This is a genomic window from Pseudarthrobacter sp. GQ63, from assembly GCF_059758765.1.
Genome location: NZ_JCAXEF010000001.1, coordinates 195344 through 215051, shown reverse-complemented (window position 1 = coordinate 215051; position 19708 = coordinate 195344). Strand labels below are relative to the sequence as shown.

At 66.1% G+C, this 19708-nt stretch carries 18 protein-coding genes; 5 read left to right on the top strand and 13 right to left on the bottom strand.

Annotated features, from left to right (window positions below):
- Positions 1-15: 15 nt before the first annotated feature.
- Positions 16-1287: an MFS transporter gene (locus tag AC6CHP_RS01050; protein WP_188727292.1), complete on the bottom strand. Its 1272-nt coding sequence runs from the start codon at positions 1285-1287 to the stop codon at positions 16-18.
- A gap of 95 nt (positions 1288-1382) precedes the next feature.
- Here AC6CHP_RS01050 and AC6CHP_RS01045 point away from each other — a divergent pair, with 95 nt between their 5' ends.
- The 3 genes from AC6CHP_RS01045 (at position 1383) to AC6CHP_RS01035 (ending at position 4159) form a co-directional block, all read left to right on the top strand.
- Positions 1383-1868, top strand: a complete 486-nt coding sequence (locus AC6CHP_RS01045) for a Fur family transcriptional regulator (protein ID WP_498227845.1) — start codon at positions 1383-1385, stop codon at positions 1866-1868.
- Between the two features lie 16 nt (positions 1869-1884).
- Positions 1885-3381: a catalase gene (locus tag AC6CHP_RS01040; RefSeq protein ID WP_188727288.1), complete on the top strand. Its 1497-nt coding sequence runs from the start codon at positions 1885-1887 to the stop codon at positions 3379-3381.
- Between the two features lie 142 nt (positions 3382-3523).
- Positions 3524-4159, top strand: coding sequence for a DUF2461 domain-containing protein (locus AC6CHP_RS01035; RefSeq protein WP_498227842.1), 636 nt, complete (start codon positions 3524-3526; stop codon positions 4157-4159).
- 26 nt (positions 4160-4185) lie between these two features.
- Here AC6CHP_RS01035 and AC6CHP_RS01030 read toward each other — a convergent pair whose 3' ends face one another.
- From AC6CHP_RS01030 to AC6CHP_RS00975, 12 genes are all read right to left on the bottom strand, one after another.
- Entirely contained in the window at positions 4186-5031 is an 846-nt protein-coding gene (locus AC6CHP_RS01030; protein WP_104184414.1) for an ABC transporter ATP-binding protein, read from the bottom strand.
- Complete coding sequence (locus AC6CHP_RS01025; RefSeq protein ID WP_188727285.1) at positions 5021-5794, bottom strand: ABC transporter permease; 774 nt, start codon at positions 5792-5794, stop codon at positions 5021-5023. The genes AC6CHP_RS01030 and AC6CHP_RS01025 overlap by 11 nt, the downstream gene beginning before the upstream one ends.
- Complete coding sequence (locus tag AC6CHP_RS01020) at positions 5791-6633, bottom strand: ABC transporter permease (protein ID WP_377194109.1); 843 nt, start codon at positions 6631-6633, stop codon at positions 5791-5793. The genes AC6CHP_RS01025 and AC6CHP_RS01020 overlap by 4 nt, the downstream gene beginning before the upstream one ends.
- Complete coding sequence (locus AC6CHP_RS01015; protein WP_498227839.1) at positions 6630-7616, bottom strand: ABC transporter substrate-binding protein; 987 nt, start codon at positions 7614-7616, stop codon at positions 6630-6632. The genes AC6CHP_RS01020 and AC6CHP_RS01015 overlap by 4 nt, the downstream gene beginning before the upstream one ends.
- Positions 7617-7836: 220 nt before the next feature.
- Complete coding sequence (locus AC6CHP_RS01010; RefSeq protein ID WP_104184418.1) at positions 7837-8442, bottom strand: TetR/AcrR family transcriptional regulator; 606 nt, start codon at positions 8440-8442, stop codon at positions 7837-7839.
- Positions 8443-8531: 89 nt separating this feature from the next.
- Positions 8532-10076 (bottom strand): amino acid permease, encoded by a 1545-nt coding sequence (locus AC6CHP_RS01005; RefSeq protein ID WP_188727278.1) that lies wholly within the window; start codon positions 10074-10076, stop codon positions 8532-8534.
- Between the two features lie 176 nt (positions 10077-10252).
- Positions 10253-10657: a DUF779 domain-containing protein gene (locus tag AC6CHP_RS01000; RefSeq protein WP_498227836.1), complete on the bottom strand. Its 405-nt coding sequence runs from the start codon at positions 10655-10657 to the stop codon at positions 10253-10255.
- On the bottom strand, positions 10657-11679 hold the full coding sequence (gene adhP / locus AC6CHP_RS00995; protein WP_188727274.1) for an alcohol dehydrogenase AdhP: 1023 nt from the start codon (positions 11677-11679) through the stop codon (positions 10657-10659). Before adhP ends, AC6CHP_RS01000 begins: the two co-directional genes overlap by 1 nt.
- Positions 11680-11735: 56 nt before the next feature.
- Positions 11736-13259 (bottom strand): acetaldehyde dehydrogenase ExaC, encoded by a 1524-nt coding sequence (gene exaC, locus AC6CHP_RS00990; RefSeq protein WP_498227834.1) that lies wholly within the window; start codon positions 13257-13259, stop codon positions 11736-11738.
- A 149-nt stretch (positions 13260-13408) separates the two neighbouring features.
- Positions 13409-14764 (bottom strand): helix-turn-helix domain-containing protein, encoded by a 1356-nt coding sequence (locus AC6CHP_RS00985; protein ID WP_188727270.1) that lies wholly within the window; start codon positions 14762-14764, stop codon positions 13409-13411.
- A gap of 126 nt (positions 14765-14890) precedes the next feature.
- Complete coding sequence (locus tag AC6CHP_RS00980) at positions 14891-16348, bottom strand: FAD-dependent oxidoreductase (protein WP_427115868.1); 1458 nt, start codon at positions 16346-16348, stop codon at positions 14891-14893.
- Positions 16349-16401: 53 nt separating this feature from the next.
- Positions 16402-17400 carry a DNA topoisomerase IB gene (locus AC6CHP_RS00975; RefSeq protein ID WP_498227831.1) on the bottom strand — a complete coding sequence of 333 codons (999 nt, stop codon included), beginning with the start codon at positions 17398-17400 and terminating at the stop codon, positions 16402-16404.
- Between the two features lie 105 nt (positions 17401-17505).
- On the opposite strand from AC6CHP_RS00975, the gene rarD reads away from it, so the two are divergent.
- Together rarD and AC6CHP_RS00965 are read left to right on the top strand one after the other, a co-directional pair.
- Entirely contained in the window at positions 17506-18537 is a 1032-nt protein-coding gene (rarD, locus tag AC6CHP_RS00970) for an EamA family transporter RarD (RefSeq protein WP_498227830.1), read from the top strand.
- Positions 18534-19679, top strand: a complete 1146-nt coding sequence (locus AC6CHP_RS00965) for a phytase (RefSeq protein ID WP_498227828.1) — start codon at positions 18534-18536, stop codon at positions 19677-19679. The genes rarD and AC6CHP_RS00965 overlap by 4 nt, the downstream gene beginning before the upstream one ends.
- Positions 19680-19708: the final 29 nt, after the last annotated feature.

Below are 19708 nucleotides of genomic sequence, written 5' to 3'. Positions count from 1 at the left end.
TAAGGAAACGGCTGTCTAGGGAACAGGGTTCCGGGCGTCGTATTCCCTGAAGCCGGGCTGCAACTTTGCGGCCGCCCACGCGCCGGCGACGCAGAGGAAGCCGCCAATCAGCAGGACCCAGCCCTCTGCCACGACTTTAGTTGCGCCGCCTGCCAGGAGGTCACCGATCCTGGGGCCACCCGCCACCACCACGATGAACACACCCTGGAGGCGCCCGCGGAGGTGGTCCGGCGTTGCTGCCTGCAGGATGGTGTGGCGGAAGACGCCGCTGATGGAATCGGCAATCCCGGCCAGCGCGCAGCACAGTGCCGCAGGCAGCAGCCACGGCGTCACCGCCCCGTCCGGCGCGCGCCCGGCCAGCAGCACCACCAGCCCGAACCCGGCAATTGAGGCGCCCCACCCCATCACCGAGAAGACCACGGCGCTCCCCTGCCGGCGGACATTCCCGAGCGGTCCGGAGAACAGCCCGGCCAGGAAGGCGCCGATGGCGGTGGAGGCGAGGAGGATGCCCACGGTGGCCTCGCCGCCGCCGATCATGACCGCGCCGATGGCCGGCATGAGCGCCCGCGGCTGGGCCAGGATCATGGCGATCAGGTCAATGACGAAGGTCATGCGCAGGTTGGGCCGGGTGCCCAGGAAGCGGAAGCCCTCGACGACGGAGCGGAGCCCTGGCCGGCGCGGAGTTCCCGACGGCGGGAGGGGCGGCAACCGGTACACCGCCCACAGCACGAATGCGAAGCTGATGAAGTCGAGCGTGTAGGTCCAGGCGAACCCGATCCAGGCGACCAGCACGCCGGCCAGCAGGGGACCTGCCGTCATGGCAAGGCCGAAGGACATCATGCTGAGCGCGTTGGCTGCGGGCAGGAGTTCCTTGCGGACCAGCATGGGGAGGATGGCGCTGCGGGCCGGCTGGTTGATGGCCTGGGCTCCGCTCTGCGCCGCCACCAACAGGTACAGGAGCCACACATTATCCAGCTGCAGCCAGGACTGCAGGGCAATCACGCCTGTCGTGAGCCACAGGACAGACGAGGCGAGCAGGGCCACCTTGCGGCGGTCGTGGGCGTCGGCGATGGAACCGCCCAGCAGCCCGCCAATGACCAGCGGCACCAGGGCGAAAACGGCCAGCAACCCCACGTAGAAGCTGTCCTGGGTCAGGCGGTAGACCTGCAGGCTGACTGCCACCAGCGTGAGCTGGCTCCCGACGGCGGACACGGCGGATCCCAGCCAGAGCCTGCGGAACGCCGGGCTCTCCCGGAGCGGCGTAATGTCAGCGAGCAGTTTCCCCACCCTGCAACCCTAGTGGTGCGGATGTGGCTGCTGGTTCCCGCGAGGTTAGTCCAGCCTTATTGTGAGATGTTCATAATAAGTGCTTCAATGGTGTCATGACGGAACACTTTGACGGCCACGAAGCATGGGCTGCCGCCCTGCGCGCCCACGGCCGCAGGGTGACCAAACAGCGGCTGGCGGTCCTGTCCGCCGTCGAACGCCATCCCCATTCCCCCGCCGAAAGCATCCTGAGCGCCGCCCGTGCCGAGCTTCCCGAGCTGACGGCCCAGTCCGTGTATGTGGTGCTGGGCGACCTGACGGACCTGCATATGCTCCGCAGGTTTGAGCCCCCGCACTCCCCCGCCCTGTACGAAACACGGGTGGGAGACAACCACCACCACGCCATCTGCATCAGCTGCGGCCGCGTGGAGGACGTCGACTGCGCAGTGGGCCACGCGCCCTGCCTCACCCCCCACTGGGACGAGGAAACCAAGCCGATGACCATCCAGATCGCCGATGTCATGTACCAGGGCATCTGCCAGGACTGCCAGCAGTCCCCACAACTTCCTTCCAATCGTCCCTCTGAAGAACCACAGAAATAAGAGAAATAGGAGAACAATGACTGCCATTTCAACAACCCAGTCAGGTGCCCCCGTTACGTCCGACGCGCACTCCAAGTCAACCGGTGCCGACGGTGCCATCATCCTGACTGACCACTACCTGGTGGAAAAGCTCGCCCAGTTCAACCGCGAGCGGGTTCCGGAGCGCGTAGTGCACGCCAAGGGCGGCGGCGCATTCGGCACGTTCAAGGCCACCGAGGACGTGTCCAGGTACACCAAGGCAGCCTTCCTGCAGCCGGGCGTCGAAACCGAGATGCTGATCCGCTTCTCCTCCGTGGCCGGCGAAAGCGGCTCCCCGGACACCTGGCGCGATCCCCGCGGCTTCGCCGTGAAGTTCTACACCTCCGAGGGCAACTACGACCTCGTGGGCAACAACACCCCCGTCTTCTTCATCCGCGACGGCATCAAGTTCCCGGACTTCATCCACTCCCAGAAGCGCCTCCCCGGCACCCACCTGCGCGACGCAGACATGCAGTGGGACTTCTGGACCTTGTCCCCCGAATCCGCCCACCAGGTCACCTGGCTGATGGGCGACCGCGGCCTGCCCGCCTCCTGGCGTGAAATGCAGGGCTACGGCTCGCACACCTACCAGTGGATCAACGCCGAGGGCGAGCGCTTCTGGGTCAAGTACCACTTCAAGTCCAACCAGGGCGTGAACTCCATGGGCAGCGAGCAGGCAGAGCAGCTGGCCGGCTCGGACGCTGACTACTACATCCGCGACCTGTCCGAGAACATCGAAGCCGGCAACTTCCCGTCCTGGGACCTGCACGTCCAGGTCATGCCGTACGAGGACGCCAAGACCTACCGCTTCAACCCGTTCGACCTGACCAAGGTGTGGCCGCACGGCGACTACCCGCTGATCAAGGTGGGCACCATGGAGCTGAACCGGAACCCGGAGAACTACTTCGCACAGATCGAGCAGGCCACTTTCGCGCCGTCGAACTTCGTGCCGGGCATCGCCGCTTCCCCGGACAAGATGCTGCAGGCCCGCATCTTCTCCTACGCGGACGCGCACCGCTACCGCGTGGGCACCAACCACGCCCAGATCCCGGTGAACCAGCCCAAGAACCAGGTCAACAACTACAGCCAGGACGGCGCCGGGCGTTACCACTTCAACGCCCCGTCCGTTCCGGTGTACGCCCCCAACTCCGTGGGCGGCCCGGCTGCCGTGGAGCCGCAGAACCCGGCCGGCGGCTGGGAGAACGACGGCGAGCTGACGCTGGCTGCGCACTCCCTCCACGCTGAGGACAGCGACTTTGTCCAGGCCGGCACTCTGTACCGCGAGGTTTTCGACGACGGCGCCAAGGCCCGCCTGCTCGAGACCATCACCGGTGCCGTGGGCGGCGTGAAGAGCCCCGGCATCAAGGAACGCGCCATCCAGTACTGGACGAACGTTGACGCCGACCTCGGCGCCAAGCTGCGCGCCAACCTCGGTGCCGCAGACGCCCCGTCAGCGCCGGCTTCGGACGCAGAATCAGCCAACAAGATCGGCTAATCCAGCCTTTCCTGAGGTTGCTCCAGGGTCCACCCCGTCACGGATTCCGTGGCGGGGTGGCCCCTTTTCCACATAGGGCAGCATGTGCACATAGCGGATCCGGGCACTGTCCTCCGGTGCGGGGCGCCCCTAGGCTCGCACCATGACAACTTTCCAGGGCATCCCGGCCGGCGCTTTTGGGTTCTACGAAGAGCTTCAGGACAACAACAACCGGGAGTGGTGGCAGGAACACCGGGCGGGGTACCAGTCGCTGGTCAAGGAACCGCTGGCATCACTGCTCGCAGAGCTGGAGCCCCGGTTCGGTCCGGCGAAGCTTTTCCGGCCCAACAGGGATATCCGGTTCTCCGAGGACAAGTCCCCGTACAAGACGGCCCAAGGTGCGGTGGCGTCCGTCCAGGAGGGTGTTGGCTACTACCTGCAGATCAGCGCTGACGGCCTGCTGGTGGGCGGGGGCTGCCACTCGCACACCCCTGCGCAGCTGGCCCGCTACCGCAACTCGGTGGACGCCTCAGGCACCGGTGAGGCTCTCCGCCACATTGTGGAGGCCGCTGCCGCAACCGGCTTCTCTGTTGAGGGCGAGAAGCTGAAAACAGTGCCGCGGGGGTACGCCCGCGAGCATCCGCGGGCGGAACTCCTGAAGCACAAATCCCTCTCAGCCAGCGTCAGCCTGGGCCGGCCGGACTGGCTTGCCACCCCCGGCGCGGTCCATGAAATCGCGGAGCTGTGGGATGACCTGCGCCCGTTGGTGGACTGGGTCAGCCGGCACGCTGCCCCTTGAGCGGTGTACCCCCTTGTGCGAATTCCCTATTCGGTGCCTGCTCCCCCGGAGGTAGCCGCCGCCGGCCGGTGTCCCTTCTTGGCCAGCTGGATCTGTTCGTAGACGTGGTGGCGCAGCTCGGTAAAGCGCGGCAGGGAACGGGTGTTCAGCTGGTCACGGTCCGCCGGGAGGTCGATCTGGATGTCCTCCTGGATCACCGTCGGAGAGCTCGACAGGATGATGACCCGCTCGCCAAGGTAGACGGATTCGTCAATGTCGTGGGTCACGAACAGCACCGTCACGCCGAGTTTTTTCCAGACAACCCGGATCAGGTCCTCAAGGTCGGCGCGGGTCTGCGCATCCACCGCAGCGAACGGCTCGTCCATGAGCAGGACCTCGGGCTGGTAGGCGATGGCCCGGGCGATTGCGACGCGCTGCTGCATACCGCCGGAGAGCTGCCAGGGATAGGACCGCGGGACGTGGGAGAGGCCCACGGCTTCGAGGGCGTCGTCCACCAGCCGGTCGCGTTCGCCCTTGGGGACACCCTGGTTCTTCAGTGGCAGTTCCACGTTGTCCCGCACCCGCATCCACGGGAACAGCGAACGCCCGTACTCCTGGAAGACCACCGCCATCTTCTTGGGCGGGCCGGTCACGCGCTTGCCGTCAAGGAGCACCTCGCCCTCGGTGGGCGCCATGAGCCCGGAGATGCACTTGAGCAGTGTGGTCTTGCCGGACCCGGAAGGCCCCACCAGGCAGGCCAACTCCCCGGCGCGCAGGTCGAAGGTGAGGTTGCGGACAGCTTCGACGTCGCCGCCGTCGGTCTGGTAGACCTTCTTCAGCCCCCGTACGGAAAGCGTGGCCTCCGTGTTTGCTTCAGTGGCGTCAGGCTGCATTTTCTACCTCTTTCTGGCCGTGGTACCAGCGCAGGATGTTCCGTTCGGCCCACTGGAAGATGAAGGACATGGCCACGCCCAGCAGGCCCAGGACCACGATGCCGGACCACATTTCGGGGATGGCGAAGGAGCGCTGGAACTGGACGATCGTAAAGCCCAGCCCGGAGGACGAGGCAAACATTTCGGAGATCACCATCAGGATCAGCCCGAGGGACAGCGACTGGCGGACGCCGGCCATGATCTGCGGGCTCGCGGAGGGCAGCACCAGGTACCGGACCCGCGCCCAGCCGCTAATGCCGTAGGTGTGGGCGGAGTCGGAAAGGACAGGGTCCACGGCCCGGACGCCTTCGATGGTGTTCAGCAGCACCGGCCAGACGCAGCCGGAGATGATCACCATGACCTTCATGGAATCGGTTATTCCCATGAGCAGCATGAGGACCGGCACCAGGACCGGAGGCGGGATGGCGCGGAAGAACTCCAGCGTTGGTTCCAGGAGGGCCCGCAGCCAGCGGACGGATCCGATCAGGACACCGCCCACCACCCCGATGAGGATGGCAGCGGCGACGCCCACCACAAGCCGGCCCAGGCTGGGCAGGACATCCGAAAAGAAACGCTCACCGAACCAGACCTCGCCAAACGTCTCCACGAGATCTGCCGGTTTGGGGACAAAAAAGTTGACTGAACCCAGGGTGGACAACCACCAGACCAGGACCAGCAGCACGGGCAGCCCCAGGATGTAGCCGATGTTCCTGGCCGTCCTCATACGATCACCTCCGACCGGATGGACGAATGCCAGCCCAGGATCCTTTTTTCAATCTGGCGCATCAGCATGTTGATGAGGACGCCGATCAGGCCCGTGGCCAGCACCAGGGCGTACATGCCGGAGATGGCGCCGCCGGACTGGGCCAAGGCGATCTCCCTGCCAAGTCCCGGGGATCCGATGACGAGTTCCGCGGTGATGGCCAGGACCAGCGCCACGGCGGCGGCGAGCCGCACTCCCGTCATCAGGTAGGGCAGGGCGGTGGGAAAGACCACGTACCGGATCCGGGCCAGCCTGCCCAGGCCGTACGTCTTGGCGGTGTTGTTGGCAACCATGTCCACATCGGCCACTCCGTACAGCACCTGGATCAGGACCTGCCAGAAGGAGGCGTACACAATCAGGAGCAGGGACGACTCGATTTTCACGCCGAAGAGCAGCACGGCCAACGGGATGAGGGCAACCGACGGGATGGGGCGAAGGAATTCGATGGTGGAGTTGGTGGCCTTCCGCAGGAAATCGCTGGAGCCGATGATGAAGCCCAGCAGAACGGCGGCCGCCACTGCCATCAGCAGGCCGAGGAACCACGCCTTCATGGTCTCGCCCACCGCAACCCAGAAGGCCGTCAGTCCGAAGTCGACAACCAGGGCGGCTATAACCTCGCTGGCGGGCGGGAGGAACCGTTCATCGATCAGGCCGAGCCGGGGAATGAGCTCCCACGTTCCCAGGAATCCGATAATGCCCAGGATCCCCAGCAGCTGCTTCGACACCCCCTTGCCCGCCTTCCGGCGCTGCCGCTCCACGGGTGGAGCGGCACCGCCGGCGGCCAGGGTTCCAGGACTCACGGGAGGAGGTCGTCCGCACTGGGGGCTGTGGAGAGCGTGCCGTACTTGGCTGCCGCGTCGCCCAGCGTCTTGAACGCGCCCTCGTCGAACTCAACGCGGTAGCGCGGGAGGATCATCTTCGCCCGCGTGGCCTCGTCGATCTTGGTGTACGTGCCCACGATCTCGCGGACTTCGTCCGGGTGCTCCTGGGCGTATTCCAGGGACTTGTTCATGGCGCGGGTGAACTTCTCCGTCAGGTCGGCTTTACCGCTGATGGTGTCGCCCTTGGTGAAGTAGCCGGCGATATCGAGTTCCGGGCTCATCTCCACGAAGTTCGACGACACCACCGTTCCGCCTTCATCTACGGCCTTGGACAGGAACGGCTCGAGGATCCATGCTGCATCCACCTGCTTGTTGGCCAGCGCCGCAGGGGCGTCCGGGAAAGCTACTTCCACGAACTTCACCCCGCTGGGATCGCCGCCGTCCTTCTCGATGACCGACTTGATGGTGGTGTCGCCGATATTGGAGAGGTTGTTCACGGAAACAGTTTTCCCGGCGAGGTCCTTGGCGGACTGGATGTCCGATCCGGCCGGGACAACGACACCGCCGATGTCCTTGCCCTCTTCACCCGTGGTGGAGGCGCCGTTTGCCACGAACTTCAGGTCCAGACCCTTGTCCTTGGCCACCATGACCGAGATCAGGTTGGAGAAGGCGAAGTCGAAGCTGCCGCTCACCACGCCGGGGACAATCGCCGCGCCGCCGGTGGCTGTCTGGATATCCAGCTCAAGGCCCTCTTCCTTGAAGAATCCCTGCTTGTCACCGAGATAGATGGGCGCGCAGTCGACAATGGGGATGACGCCCACGCTGACCTTGGTCAAACCTTCTTCCCCGCCCCCGGTGGCGGGTGCGGTTCCGCCTCCCGTGGAACTGGGCGAACCGCTTCCGCAGGCCGCCATTCCAAGGATGGAGGCTGCTGCGAGGACGGAAATAAGACGACGTTTCATGTTCACTCCTTCGTGCACATGACTGGGAACTTCTGCGTTCCCTAGCCCTGGTGTTCGCCATTCGAACAATCGTTCGATTACTCTGATTCAATCATGGTACGACGGTCAGGCCACCCATATACGGCTCATTGTTACAGCTCTGAGACGGCGGCGTAAGGGACACGCAGCGGCAGGGTGCTGCCGCCGTCGAGGGGCCAGCGAGTCCGAAGGGCAGGGCTGCTCAGCCGTCCTGTCCGCTTGCCGCCAGCCGGGTCTCAAGGTTGTTGAAGAAGACCGTGAGCATCAGTTCGAAGGCCTTCGTGGCTGCCTCCGGCTCGTTCATGACCACGAAGTCGAACTGGAGTCCGTAAAAGGTGGAGGTGAAGAGCCGCGCGTCCGTATCGGCGAATTCCTCCGGTATCCCCTGGACCATCAGCCAGTCGCGGGTCTTGTGGTGGAGCATCCGGAAGTGTTCCTGCGACGTTCCCCGTGGCTCGGCGGCCACGATGTCCTGCGCCGTCGCTTCAAATTCGAGCCGCGTGAGGTGCCGGTTGCGCTGCGCCATGGTCCACTGCCAGGAATCCAGCAGGAAGTCCCGCCAGGCGGCGCGGTCGATGTCCCGCACGTCGGTGTTGCGCATCCGGTCCAGCCGGGACTCGATGGAAACAACGATGTCGTTGATGAGCTGGTCGCGGCTTCCGAAGTGGTACACCAGCACGTAGGCGCTCATCCCCAGGCCCTCGGCCAGGCTCCGGAAGGTGAGCTCGGCCAGCGTCTTGTCCATCAAATAGTCAAGGATGGCGGCGAGGAGTTCGGCCTTGCGTTCGTGTCGTGTGGGGCGGGCCATAAGTCCAATCCTAGGTGGCGGCTCCATCCTGGAAGCCGGGCATGCGAATGCCCGCCCGGGCGGCCAGGGCGGGCATTCGGGGAAGGGGATCAGACGCGGGTGAGCTCGTCGCCGTCGCGCACCTCGCCTGAAGCCGTTCCGTTGACCGCACTGCTGGCGTCGCCGAACCGCTCGTTGAGGCGGGAGTGGCGCTGGCCGTAGGCGAAGTAGATCGCCATGCCGATGACCAGCCAGATGGCAAAGAAGATCCACGTCTCCACCGCAAGGTTGGTCATGAGGTAGAGGCACAGCACCGCGGACACGATGGGCAGGACCTTTCCGAAGGGGACGCGGAAGGCGGGCTTCAGGTCAGGGCGCTTCTTGCGGAGCACCAGGATGCCGAGGCTTACCACCACGAACGCGGACAGCGTTCCGATGTTGATCATTTCCTCCAGCAGGTCCACGTTGGTCAGGCCGGCCACCAGTGCGACGCCGGCGCCGCAGATGACCTGGAGGCGTACCGGCGTCGAACGCTTCTCGCTGGTCCTGGACAGCGCCCGGGGCAGGAGGCCGTCGCGGCTCATGGCCAGAACCACGCGGGACAGGCCCATGAGGAGCACCATGATCACGGTGGTCAGGCCCACCAGCGAGCCGAAGGCGATGACCTTGGCGGCTGACGTGTCGCCTACGGCTTCGAAGGCGGTGGTGAGGGTGGGGTTCTCAGCTTCGGCCAGCTGCGTGTAGGACACCATGCCGGTCAGGGCCAGCGAGACCAGGATGTAGAGCAGGGTCACCAGGGCCAGTCCGCCGAAGATGCCGCGCGGCAGGGTCTTCTGCGGGTTCTTCACTTCCTCGGCGGAGGTGGCCACCACGTCAAATCCGATGAACGCGAAGAACACCAGCGCGGCACCGGCAAAGATGCCCAAGGTGCCGTACTGGGCCGGCGCGGCCCCGGTCAGGAAGCCGAAGAACGACTGCTTGAGGACGTCGGCGGTGCCCGTGCCGCCGGTGGGCTCAGCGGCGGGAACGAACGGGGCGTAGTTTTCGAACTTCACGTAGGTGAAGCCCACCACGATCACGAAGAGGACGACGCCGATCTTGATCAGGGTGAAGATGTTGCCTACGCGGGCGGAAAGCTTGGTGCCAAGGACCAGCAGCACGGTGAAGACGGCGACGATCAGGAAGGCGCCCCAGTAAAGGTCAACCCCGCCCAGGGAGACCGCCGGCGGAATGTCGGCCCCCATGAGGGCGAACACCTTGCTGAGGTAAATGCCCCAGTACTTGGCGATGACTGCCGCCGCGGTGAAGAGTTCCAGGATCAGGTTCCAGCCGATGATCCAGGCGAGGAGTTCGCCCATGGTGGCGTAGGTGAAGACGTAGGCGGAGCCTGCCACCGGGATGGCGGTGGCGAACTCGGCGTAGCACATGATGGCCAGCGCGCACGTGACCGCGGCGACGGCAAAGGACAGCGTCACGGCCGGTCCCGAGAAGTTGGCTGCCGCTTTGGCGCCCACGGAGAAGATGCCGGCGCCGACAGCCACCGCGACGCCCATGATCATCAGGTCCCAGGTGCTGAGGGAGCGCTTGAGCTTGCGTCCGGGCTCATCGGCGTCGGCCATCGACTGCTCGATGGATTTGGTCCGGAGAAGGTTCATAGGGGAAATCACAATCCTGGTTTCGGCTGGAAACAGACCTCCTAACGCTAGTGTCCATCCACTGGACGGGCCGAATTGTTCCGAATGGTGAGATGCGCGATGTGCCAAACTTTGTTCCGGTGAACGCAGTTGGGACCCTCCAGTTGAAGGGTCCCAAGCGTGCTTCGGCCGAATTACTAGGCAGGCCAGTCCATGAGAGTGGAGCGGATCAGGAACCGTTTGCCCTCCGGCGCTTCCACGGAAAACCCGCTTCCCCGCCCCGACACCACGTCCACGGTCAGATGGGTATGGCTCCAGTAACTGAATTGTTCCCGGGACATCCAAAATTCCAGCGGTTGAGGTTCCAGTCCGTCGGAGAGGTCAAAGAGGCCCAGCAGGACGTCTGCTTCCGCGGTGATGAAGTCGCCCGCCGGATAGCACATGGGCGAGGACCCGTCGCAGCAGCCGCCGGACTGGTGGAACATGAGCGGCCCGTGCTGGAGCCACAGTTTCCGCAGCAGCTGCACGGCGGCCGGGGTGAGCGCCACCCGGGAGAACTCCTCTCCGGGCAGCGTCACCGCGGCCTTCAGCGTGTCCGGCATCAGAACCTCAGGACCACGCGGCCGTCGATCTTGGCGTGCTTCATCTCATCGAGCACCGCGTTGATTTCCGAGAGCTCCCGCACTGACACGGTGGGGTGGATCTTGCCCTGCGAGTAGAAGTCCAGCGCTTCCTCCATGTCCTGCCGGGTTCCCACGATCGAACCGCGGACCGTCAGGCCCTTGAGCACAATCTCGAAGATCGGTGCGGGAAAGTCGCCGGGCGGCAGCCCGTTGAACACGATCGTCCCGCCACGGCGTGCCATGCCGATGGCCTGGCCGAACGCTGACGGGTGCACGGCCGTGACCAGGACGCCATGGCAACCTCCGGTTTCGCGCTGGATGACTTCCACCGGGTCCTCGTGCAGGGCGTTGACCGTCAGTTCGGCGCCGTGGGCCTTCGCCAGGGCGAGCTTGTCGTCGGCGATGTCCACCGCCGCAACCCGGAGGCCCATGGCCACCGCGTACTGGACGGCGATGTGGCCCAGGCCGCCGATGCCGGAGATGGTGACCCACTGGCCGGGCTTGGCCTCGGTCATCTTCAGGCCCTTGTAGACGGTGACGCCGGCGCACAGCACCGGCGCCACCTCGACGGGGTCGGATCCCGCCGGTATGCGGGCGGCGAACCGCGAGTCCACCAGCATGTACTCGCCGAATGAGCCGTCCACGCTGTAGCCGGCGTTCTTCTGCACTTCGCAGAGCGTCTCCCAGCCGGTGCGGCAGTACTGGCAGTCGCCGCAGGCGGACCAGAGCCAGGCGTTGCCAACCAGGTCACCGACGGCCAGGTCCGTGACGCCCTCGCCGAGGGCCACCACTTCTCCCACGCCCTCGTGGCCGGGGATGAAGGGCGGTGAGGGCTTGACGGGCCAGTCACCTTCTGCTGCGTGGAGGTCGGTGTGGCAGACGCCGGTGGTCAGGACCTTGACCAGGGCCTGTCCCGGACCGGGGGTGGGAATCTCGAGGTCCTGGACCTGGAGGTCCTTGCCGAACTCGGTTACTACTGCTGCTTGCATTCTCGTCGTCATTGGCGAAATCCTTGCGTCGTTGTAGCTGGGTTGGAGCGGGGGTGCAGCGGCGGCTCCTAGAAGAAGCCGAGCTTGTTTTCGTTGTAGCTGACCAGCAGGTTCTTGGTCTGCTGGTAGTGGTCCAGCATCATGGAGTGGTTCTCACGCCCGATGCCTGAGGACTTGTAGCCGCCAAACGCGGCCCCGGCCGGGTAGGCGTGGTAGTTGTTCACCCAGACACGGCCGGCCTGGATTTCCCGGCCCGCCCGGTACGCGACGTTGCCGTTGCGCGACCAGACTCCGGCGCCGAGGCCGTACAGGGTGTCGTTGGCAAGGCCCATGGCGTCGTTGTAGTCACTGAACTTCGTCACGGCGACCACCGGGCCAAAGATCTCCTCCTGGAAGATCCGCATCTTGTTGTGGCCCTCGAAGACCGTGGGCTGGACGTAGAAGCCACCGGCGAGGTCGCCGGGCAGTTCGGCGCGGGCGCCGCCGGTCAGGACCTTGGCGCCTTCCTGCTTTCCGATGTCAATGTAGGACAGGATCTTCTCGAGCTGGTCGTTGGATGCCTGGGCGCCCACCTGCGTCTCGGTGTCCAGCGGGTTGCCCTGCACCATCTTCTCCACCCGGGCAACGGCGTCGGCCATGAAGGACTCGTAGATGTCTTCCTGGACCAGGGCGCGGGACGGGCAGGTGCACACCTCGCCCTGGTTGAAGGCGAACAGCGCGAAGCCTTCCTGTGCCTTGTCGTAGAAGGCGTCGTTTTCCTGGGCGACGTCGTTGAAGAAGATGTTGGGGCTCTTGCCGCCGAGTTCAAGGGTGACAGGAATCAGGTTCTGGCTGGCGTACTGGCTGATCAGCCGGCCCGTGGTGGTCTCGCCCGTGAAGGCGATCTTGCGAATGCGGGGGCTGGACGCGAGCGGCTTTCCGGCCTCGACGCCGAAACCGTTGACCACGTTCAGGACGCCGGCGGGGAGCAGGTCGCCGATGAGCTCCATCAGGACCAGGATGGACGACGGCGTCTGCTCGGCAGGCTTGAGCACCACGGCGTTGCCGGCGGCGAGCGCGGGAGCGAGCTTCCAGACGGCCATCAGGATGGGGAAGTTCCAGGGGATGATCTGGCCGACGACGCCGAGCGGCTCGTGGTAGTGGTAGGCGGTGGTGTCGTCGTCGAGCTGCGAGAGCCGGCCCTCCTGGGCGCGGACGGCGGAGGCGAAGTAGCGGAAGTGGTCCGCGGCCAGGGGCATGTCGGCGTTGAGGGTTTCGCGGATGGGCTTGCCGTTGTCCCAGGACTCGGCGACGGCCAGCATTTCCAGGTTCTCGTCGATCCGGTCAGCGATCTTGTTCAGGATCGCGGCGCGCTCGGCCACGGAGGTTGTGCCCCAGGACGGTGCAACCTTGTGCGCGGCGTCGAGTGCCAGTTCAATGTCCTCGGCTGTTCCGCGGGCCACCTCGCAGAAGACCTTGCCCGTGACGGGGGTGACGTTTTCGAAGTACTGGCCCCTGACGGGGGCCACCCACTCGCCGCCGATCCAGTTCTCGTAGCGGTCCTTGAAGGTGACCTTCGAACCCTCGGTACCGGGCTGGGCGTAAACAGTCATTGCTAGCTCCTTTGCTGTGCATGGGGCGGAGGCCGGGTCATGGCGTCCGCCGTTGCACTCAGCGTAGGAGGGCAAAGGTTGCAGTCAGGTTGCACCGGAGTGGTCCAGCTCACAGAAAGGTCGCCGGATGGAACGACGGCGGCAGGGGCCTAGGCGCTGAGTTCGGCTTCCAGCCGCTCGAGGTCGGCGACGACGGCGGCACGCTTGGGCGAGCGGGCAGGCAGCAGTTTCAGGGCGGCACGGCGGACCCCGACGTCGTCCCTCGCCTCCGGCAGCTCCGCGTACCTGAGCAGCGTTTCGGCGCTGCCGTCGGTGAGGACGGCTTCCCGCATCAGGGATGAGACCCTGTCCCGAAGGTCGATGATGCCGGGCGCCTCGGACTTGGGCAGTACGGCGCCGCGGTAGATCTCGAGCGCGATCCGGTGGGCGCCGCGCTGAAGGCAGTTCAGGACCTGGCCGCTGTCCGGCACAAGGTCCATGCTGAGCTTGTACGGCCGGGACTCCGGCACGGCGGCAGGGTTGAGCTGCTGCAGGACCTTGCGCAGCCTGACCATTTCGGCGCGCAGGGTCATGGTGGAGCCGTCGCCCGGGTACAGGAGGACGCTGAGTTCCTCGGCGCTCAGTCCTTCAGGGTGCGAGCTCAGCAGGGCGAGGATTTCGCTGTGCCGGGCGGACAGCACCACGGTTTTGCCTTCGATGCTGAGGAGGGCCTGGTCGCGGCCCAGCAGCTGGAGGCTGTTGCGGTACAGGCTGCCTTCCTTCGCCCCTGCCCCCGGTGACCGGGAAGCGCTGCCCTGGCTCCGCCGTCGTGCGGGCCTGCTGGCCAGCGACGCCGCCAGCTGCAGCCGTTCAACCCGCAGCTGCGCCTGCGCGGCGGCCACGGTCGCCTCGACGAGCGACAACGTGTGGGGTGCTACCGCCGTGGCCGTACCCGTAATGTCCACCACGCCCAGGACGGCTCCGGAATCCGGATCGTGGAAGGGAACAGCGGTGCAGCTCCACGGGTGGACCGTCCGCTGGTAGTGCTCGGCACCGGAAATCTGGATGCCCCGGCCCAGGGCCAGCGCGGTTCCGGGCGCGCTGGTGCCAACGGTGGCTTCGGACCAGTCGGCGCCCGGGACGAACATCATGCCCTCGGCCCGGCGCTGCAGCGCGGGGTCCCCGTCAACCCACAGCAGCCTGCCCACTTCGTCGCCCACCGCCACCAGCAGGCCGCTGTCATGGCTGGGCTGCACCAGGAGTTTGTTGATCACCGGCATGATGGCGGCCAGGGGGTGCTGCCTGCGGTAGTCGTCCAGTTCGTCCAGGTCCATGGCCAGCGGGGCCGCCGGATTGTCCGGGTTCGCCTTGAAACCTGCCGACCGCTGCCAGGATTCGCGGATCAGGGCACGCAGGCCCGGCAACTCAGGCGCATCGGCGAACGTACCGCCGTCGAGCTGCTCATGCGCGGCCAGGGCGTGGAGCTGCAGCGACTCGCCGGCGCCGGGCTGGGTGAGGTTCGTCATCGAACTCCTGGTTGCGCAATCCGTCTGCAAGGGGGCACGGCCGCAGGCTGCCGGCCAAGGGGTGGTGGCCATTGTAGCGCGGCCCCTCTCCCCCACCTAGCCTCGGAGCCGGGAACGCGGGGTGGGTCAGCCGCGGGAGATGCGGATCATCTCCTCGCGGGGCACCACCTTGATGCGTTCGCGGACCACGTGGTCCAGGCCCTCCGGACCGGTCCAGGCCGCACCAAGCCCTGCCTCGTGGGCGTCCAGCCTGTTCCAGCCCTCCCACGTGGTGTATTCGATGCCACGCTCTTCCAGCAGGTCGATGATGGCCTGGGGGTCGGGGTTCTGGGCCGGCGGCAGGGTAAGCCTGTCCTCGAGCAGGAAGCCGATGGTCTCCAGGGCGTCGCCCTTGGTGTGGCCGATCAGGCCCACCGGTCCGCGCTTGATCCAGCCGGTGGCGTAGATGCCCGGCACCGGGTTGCCCGCGGCGTCGAGCACGCGGCCGCCTTCGTTGGGGATGACGCCACGTTTGGCGTCGTACTCAAGTTCGTCCAGGGCGGACCCGTGGTAGCCGATGGCCCGGTAGACCGCCTGGACGGGGTATTCGATGTACTCCCCGGTGCCTTTCACGTTGCCGGTGCCGTCGAGCTGCATGCGCTCGAACTTGATGCCGCCCACTTTGCCCGTGCCGCCTTCGCCGAGTATTTCAACCGGGCTGTGCAGGAAGTGCAGGTGCAGCCGCCGGGACGAGGGGTTCTCCGACTCGGTGTGTTCCTCCACCAGCCAGTTGGTGAGGGTGTTCACCATGGTCTTGATCTGGTTGTTGCTGCGGATGGCTTCATCGGAGGCTTCGTCGAATTCGAAGTCTTCGGGGTAGAGCACAATGTCCACGTCGTTCATGTGGCTCAGTTCGCGGAGCTCCAGCGGCGTGAACTTCACCTGGGCAGGGCCGCGCCGGCCGAACACGTGCACGTCCGTGACCGGGGAAGACTTCAGGCCGGCGTACACGTTGTCCGGGATCTCGGTGCTCAGCAGCTCTTCGGGGTGCTTGACCAGCATCCGCGCCACGTCCAGGGCCACGTTGCCGTTGCCGATCACGGCGATTTCCCTGGCGTCCAGCGGCCATTCGCGGGGCACGTCCGGGTGGCCGTCGTACCAGGAGACGAAGTCCGCGCCGCCGAACGAGCCCTGAAGGTCGATGCCGGGGATGTCCAGGTCCGCGTCCTTGACGGCCCCGGTGGAGAAGATCACGGCGTCGTAGAAGGCGCGGAAGTCGTGGAGGGTGAGGTCACGGCCGTAGGTCACGTTGCCGAGGAACCGGATGTCGCCGCGGTCCAGGACCTTGTGCAGGGCATTGACGATGCCCTTGATGCGGGGGTGGTCCGGGGCCACGCCGTAACGGATCAGGCCGTACGGCGCCGGGTGGGCCTCGAAGAGGTCGATGCTGACCTCGAAGTCGCCGTCCTTGACCCCGCTGGACTTGGTCAGGATGTCCGCAGCGTAGACGCCCGCCGGTCCCGCGCCCACAATGGCAACGCGGAGGGGACGGGAAGAGGTGGTTTCGCTGTGGTTGGACACCGGAAGCCCTTCTGAACTGATCATCTGATGCATGACGTCGCGCCGAACAGGTAGCGCACAGTCCCCTATTCTAGGCCTCAGCCGCTTTTCGCCAGCGGAACCACGTCCCCTTCCCGGTACAGCAGCGCCCGGAGCTCGGCCTCGGCGGAGTCCGGGCGTTTGGGGTCCATGGTTTCGCCCTCGTGGTAATGGTCCAGCACGCGCGGGTCCACGTAGCTCTTGCGGGCGATGGACGGGGTGTTGCCCAGCACCTCGGACGCGTCAATCATGGCCCGGCTGATGGCGCGTTTGCGCGTGGCGGCCGTCCGCTGCGGGCCGGTCCGGGCCAGGCTGGCAGCGGCAGCCGCGGTTCCGCGCAGGGTCCGGAAGTCCTTGGCGGTGAAGTCCGAGCCGGTCCGCTCCTTCACGTAGGCGTTGATGTCCGCGCTGGTGACGGGACGCCAGCGCCGGCCCTCCTTGTATGCCAGGAGCCTGGCGTTCCCGCCGCGGCGCTTGAGCAGGCGCAGCAGGGCGGCGAGGTCGGCGTCGCGGATTTCCGATTCCCAGTCCTTGCCGCTCTTGGCCGGGAAACTCAGGTGGACCCGATCCTTGCGCACCTGCACATGGGCACACAGCAGGGTGGCGAGCCCGTGGCTGCCGTTCTCGTTCGTGTACCGTTCGGACCCCACCCGCAGGGACCCGCTGTCCAGCATCCTGAAAGCGCCGGCGAGGACGCGCTCGCGCGGGAACCCCTCCCCGCGCAGGTCCATGGTGACCCGGCGCCGGGCAGCGGGCAGGGACTCGGCCAACTGCAGGGCGCGGTCGAACTTGACCCGGTCCTTCCGTTCCCGCCATTCCGGATGGTAGATGTACTGGCGCCGGCCCACGGCGTCCAGCCCGGTGGCCTGGATGTGCCCGTTTTCAAACGGGGCAATCCAGACGTCGGTCCAGGCCGGCGGGATGCCAATGCTCTCCAGCCGGTCCCGGACAGGGCCGGGCGGCAGTGTTGAACCGTCGAGGTCCCGGTAGCTGAAGCCCTTGCCGGCGGCGACACGGCGGTAGCCCCGGCCTGAGGCGTTGCTGCGGCGGAGCCTCACAGGGCCGTGCCCGGCCGCTTCGCGAATGTCATGAAAGCAAGCCTACTGACTATTTCCCGGATTGCATGTCCTGCCTGCTGGAATACCTGCCAATGAGGTGGTGTTATGGGTTTCGTGCCCTCTCCCGACGGATCGTCCTCCCCCAGCGCCCCGGCTCCCGCGGCTGCCGCCGGCCCTCCTTCCCCGGCAGCGGGCCCCAAGGCAATGGGTCCCAAGGCAGTGGACAAGGAGACGACGGCGGGAGTCCTCTTTGGCATCGCCGCCTACGGGCTGTGGGGGCTGCTCCCGCTGTACTTCTTTGTGCTCATGCCGGCCGGCGCCGTCGAGATCGTGGCCAACCGGGTGGTGTGGTCGCTGCTGTTCTGCGCCCTCCTCATCACGGTGACCCGCGCCTGGTCCGCCCTGGCCCAAGCCCTTCGGAACCGCGCCGTGTTCGGTTCCCTGGCCCTGGCCGCATTGCTGATCGCCGTCAACTGGCTCACCTACACCTATGGAGTCACCACCGGGCAGGCTGTTGAGGCGTCCCTGGGCTACTTCATCAACCCGCTGGTGTCCGTGCTGCTTGGCGTGTTTGTCCTGAAGGAGAAGCTGCGGCCGCTGCAGTGGGCCGCCGTCGGCATCGGGTTTGTGGCGGTGGGCGTCCTGACCTATTCCTACGGCAAGCTCCCGTGGATCGCCCTGACCCTGGCGTTCAGCTTTGGCCTGTACGGGTTCGTCAAGAAACGGGTGGGTCCACGGGTGGACGCCGTCACGAGCCTCAGCGTGGAAACCATGGTGCTGGCCCCCTTTGCAGCGGCCACCATGATCTTCCTGGCCGCCACCGGAACCGACACGCTCACCACGCAGGGTCCCGGCCATTTCTGGCTCCTGGTGGCGTCCGGGGTGATCACCGCGGTTCCGCTGCTGTTCTTCGGCGCTTCCGCCCGCAGGCTTCCCATGACCACCATCGGCCTGCTCCAGTACTGCGCTCCCGTCCTGCAGTTCATCATTGCCCTCGTGGTGTTCAGGGAAGCGATGACCGTGGACCGCTGGATCGGGTTCGGCGTGGTATGGCTGGCCCTGGCCGTCCTCACCGCGGACATGCTGGGGACGGCACGCAGGAACTCGGTGGCCAAACGCGCAAAGCGGGGCACATGACATCTCCTGCCGCGGGAAACACCAGGCGTACCCGCATCCGGATCGCCGTCGCCGCGCTCCTCGCGCTTGCAGTCCTTGCGGCGCTGGTGCTGATCACCAACCTCCCGTCCGGGGACCAGCCGCCCGGACCTGCCAGCCCTGAACCTTCTCCGCCCACCACATCGGCACCGGCCCCGGCGGCCGGGGGACCCACCGTGGAGACGTCCAGCTTTTCGGGGTCAGGAGACGTGGCGGATGACGCGGCCATCTGGGTGGACCCCGCCAATCCGGCCAACAGCGTGGTAATCGCGGACAACAAGGCAGACACTGGCGGGGGAATCGGCGTCTTTGGGATGGACGGCAAACTGATCCACTTCCGTCCGGACGGAAAGATCGGCAACGTCGACCTGAGGACAGGGTTCCCGCTGTCCGGGGAATCGGCCGTGCTGGTGGGCGGGAACAACCGGACGGATGACACCCTGGCCCTGTGGACCCTGGACCCAAAGACCCGGGAGCTCACACCCGTTGCGGCGGGCAGCATCAGGACGTTCGCGCCCAACTACGGCTTCTGCATGTACCGCAGCAGCACCAGCGGCAAGTTCTACGCCTTTGTCACCCCGAACGAGGAAGGGCCCATCCAACAGTTCGAGTTGGTTGACGACGGCGAAAGCCGGGTGGAGGCGGAGCTCGTCAGGGAGCTCCCGGTCAGCAGCATCACGGAAAGCTGCGTGGCGGACGACGAGCTGGGGCACCTCTACATCGCGCAGGAGGACGTCGGTGTGTGGAAGTACAGCGCCGAACCCGACGCCGGCAAGGAACGGACCGCCGTGGACAAAACCGGCGCAGGGCGGCTCGTGGCAGACGTGGAGGGGCTGGGCATCAGCTACGGCCCCGGCGGATCAGGGCACCTTTTCGTGTCCAGCCAGGGCGACTCCACCATTGCCATCTATGAGCGGTCCGGCAGCAACGCTTTTGTCAGGAAGTTCAGTGTGGGCGGAAACGGGGATATCGACGGCGTGTCCGGAACCGACGGCCTGGACGTGACGGCACTGGACGCCGGGCCGCAGTTCGAAGAGGGACTTCTGGTGGTCCACGACGAAGAGAACAGCGGCGGGACAACGTCCAACCTGAAGTACATTCCGCTGGCCTCCATCCTTCGCTGATCCGGACCGCCCCGGCAGGGGTTCCCCGG

Bases quoted from the DNA above. Each gene is read 5' to 3' on its own strand.
- AC6CHP_RS01015 (WP_498227839.1), bottom strand. From the start codon at position 7,616: ATGAAACGTCGTCTTATTTCCGTCCTCGCAGCAGCCTCCATCCTTGGA.
- AC6CHP_RS01005 (WP_188727278.1), bottom strand. From the start codon at position 10,076: ATGAACCTTCTCCGGACCAAATCCATCGAGCAGTCGATGGCCGACGCC.
- AC6CHP_RS01000 (WP_498227836.1), bottom strand. From the start codon at position 10,657: ATGCCGGACACGCTGAAGGCCGCGGTGACGCTGCCCGGAGAGGAGTTC.
- AC6CHP_RS01045 (WP_498227845.1), top strand. From the start codon at position 1,383: ATGACGGAACACTTTGACGGCCACGAAGCATGGGCTGCCGCCCTGCGC.
- AC6CHP_RS01040 (WP_188727288.1), top strand. From the start codon at position 1,885: ATGACTGCCATTTCAACAACCCAGTCAGGTGCCCCCGTTACGTCCGAC.
- AC6CHP_RS00985 (WP_188727270.1), bottom strand. From the start codon at position 14,764: ATGACGAACCTCACCCAGCCCGGCGCCGGCGAGTCGCTGCAGCTCCAC.
- AC6CHP_RS00980 (WP_427115868.1), bottom strand. From the start codon at position 16,348: ATGATCAGTTCAGAAGGGCTTCCGGTGTCCAACCACAGCGAAACCACC.
- adhP (WP_188727274.1), bottom strand. From the start codon at position 11,679: ATGACGACGAGAATGCAAGCAGCAGTAGTAACCGAGTTCGGCAAGGAC.
- exaC (WP_498227834.1), bottom strand. From the start codon at position 13,259: ATGACTGTTTACGCCCAGCCCGGTACCGAGGGTTCGAAGGTCACCTTC.
- rarD (WP_498227830.1), top strand. From the start codon at position 17,506: ATGGGTTTCGTGCCCTCTCCCGACGGATCGTCCTCCCCCAGCGCCCCG.
- AC6CHP_RS01010 (WP_104184418.1), bottom strand. From the start codon at position 8,442: ATGGCCCGCCCCACACGACACGAACGCAAGGCCGAACTCCTCGCCGCC.
- AC6CHP_RS00965 (WP_498227828.1), top strand. From the start codon at position 18,534: ATGACATCTCCTGCCGCGGGAAACACCAGGCGTACCCGCATCCGGATC.
- AC6CHP_RS01035 (WP_498227842.1), top strand. From the start codon at position 3,524: ATGACAACTTTCCAGGGCATCCCGGCCGGCGCTTTTGGGTTCTACGAA.
- AC6CHP_RS01030 (WP_104184414.1), bottom strand. From the start codon at position 5,031: ATGCAGCCTGACGCCACTGAAGCAAACACGGAGGCCACGCTTTCCGTA.
- AC6CHP_RS01025 (WP_188727285.1), bottom strand. From the start codon at position 5,794: ATGAGGACGGCCAGGAACATCGGCTACATCCTGGGGCTGCCCGTGCTG.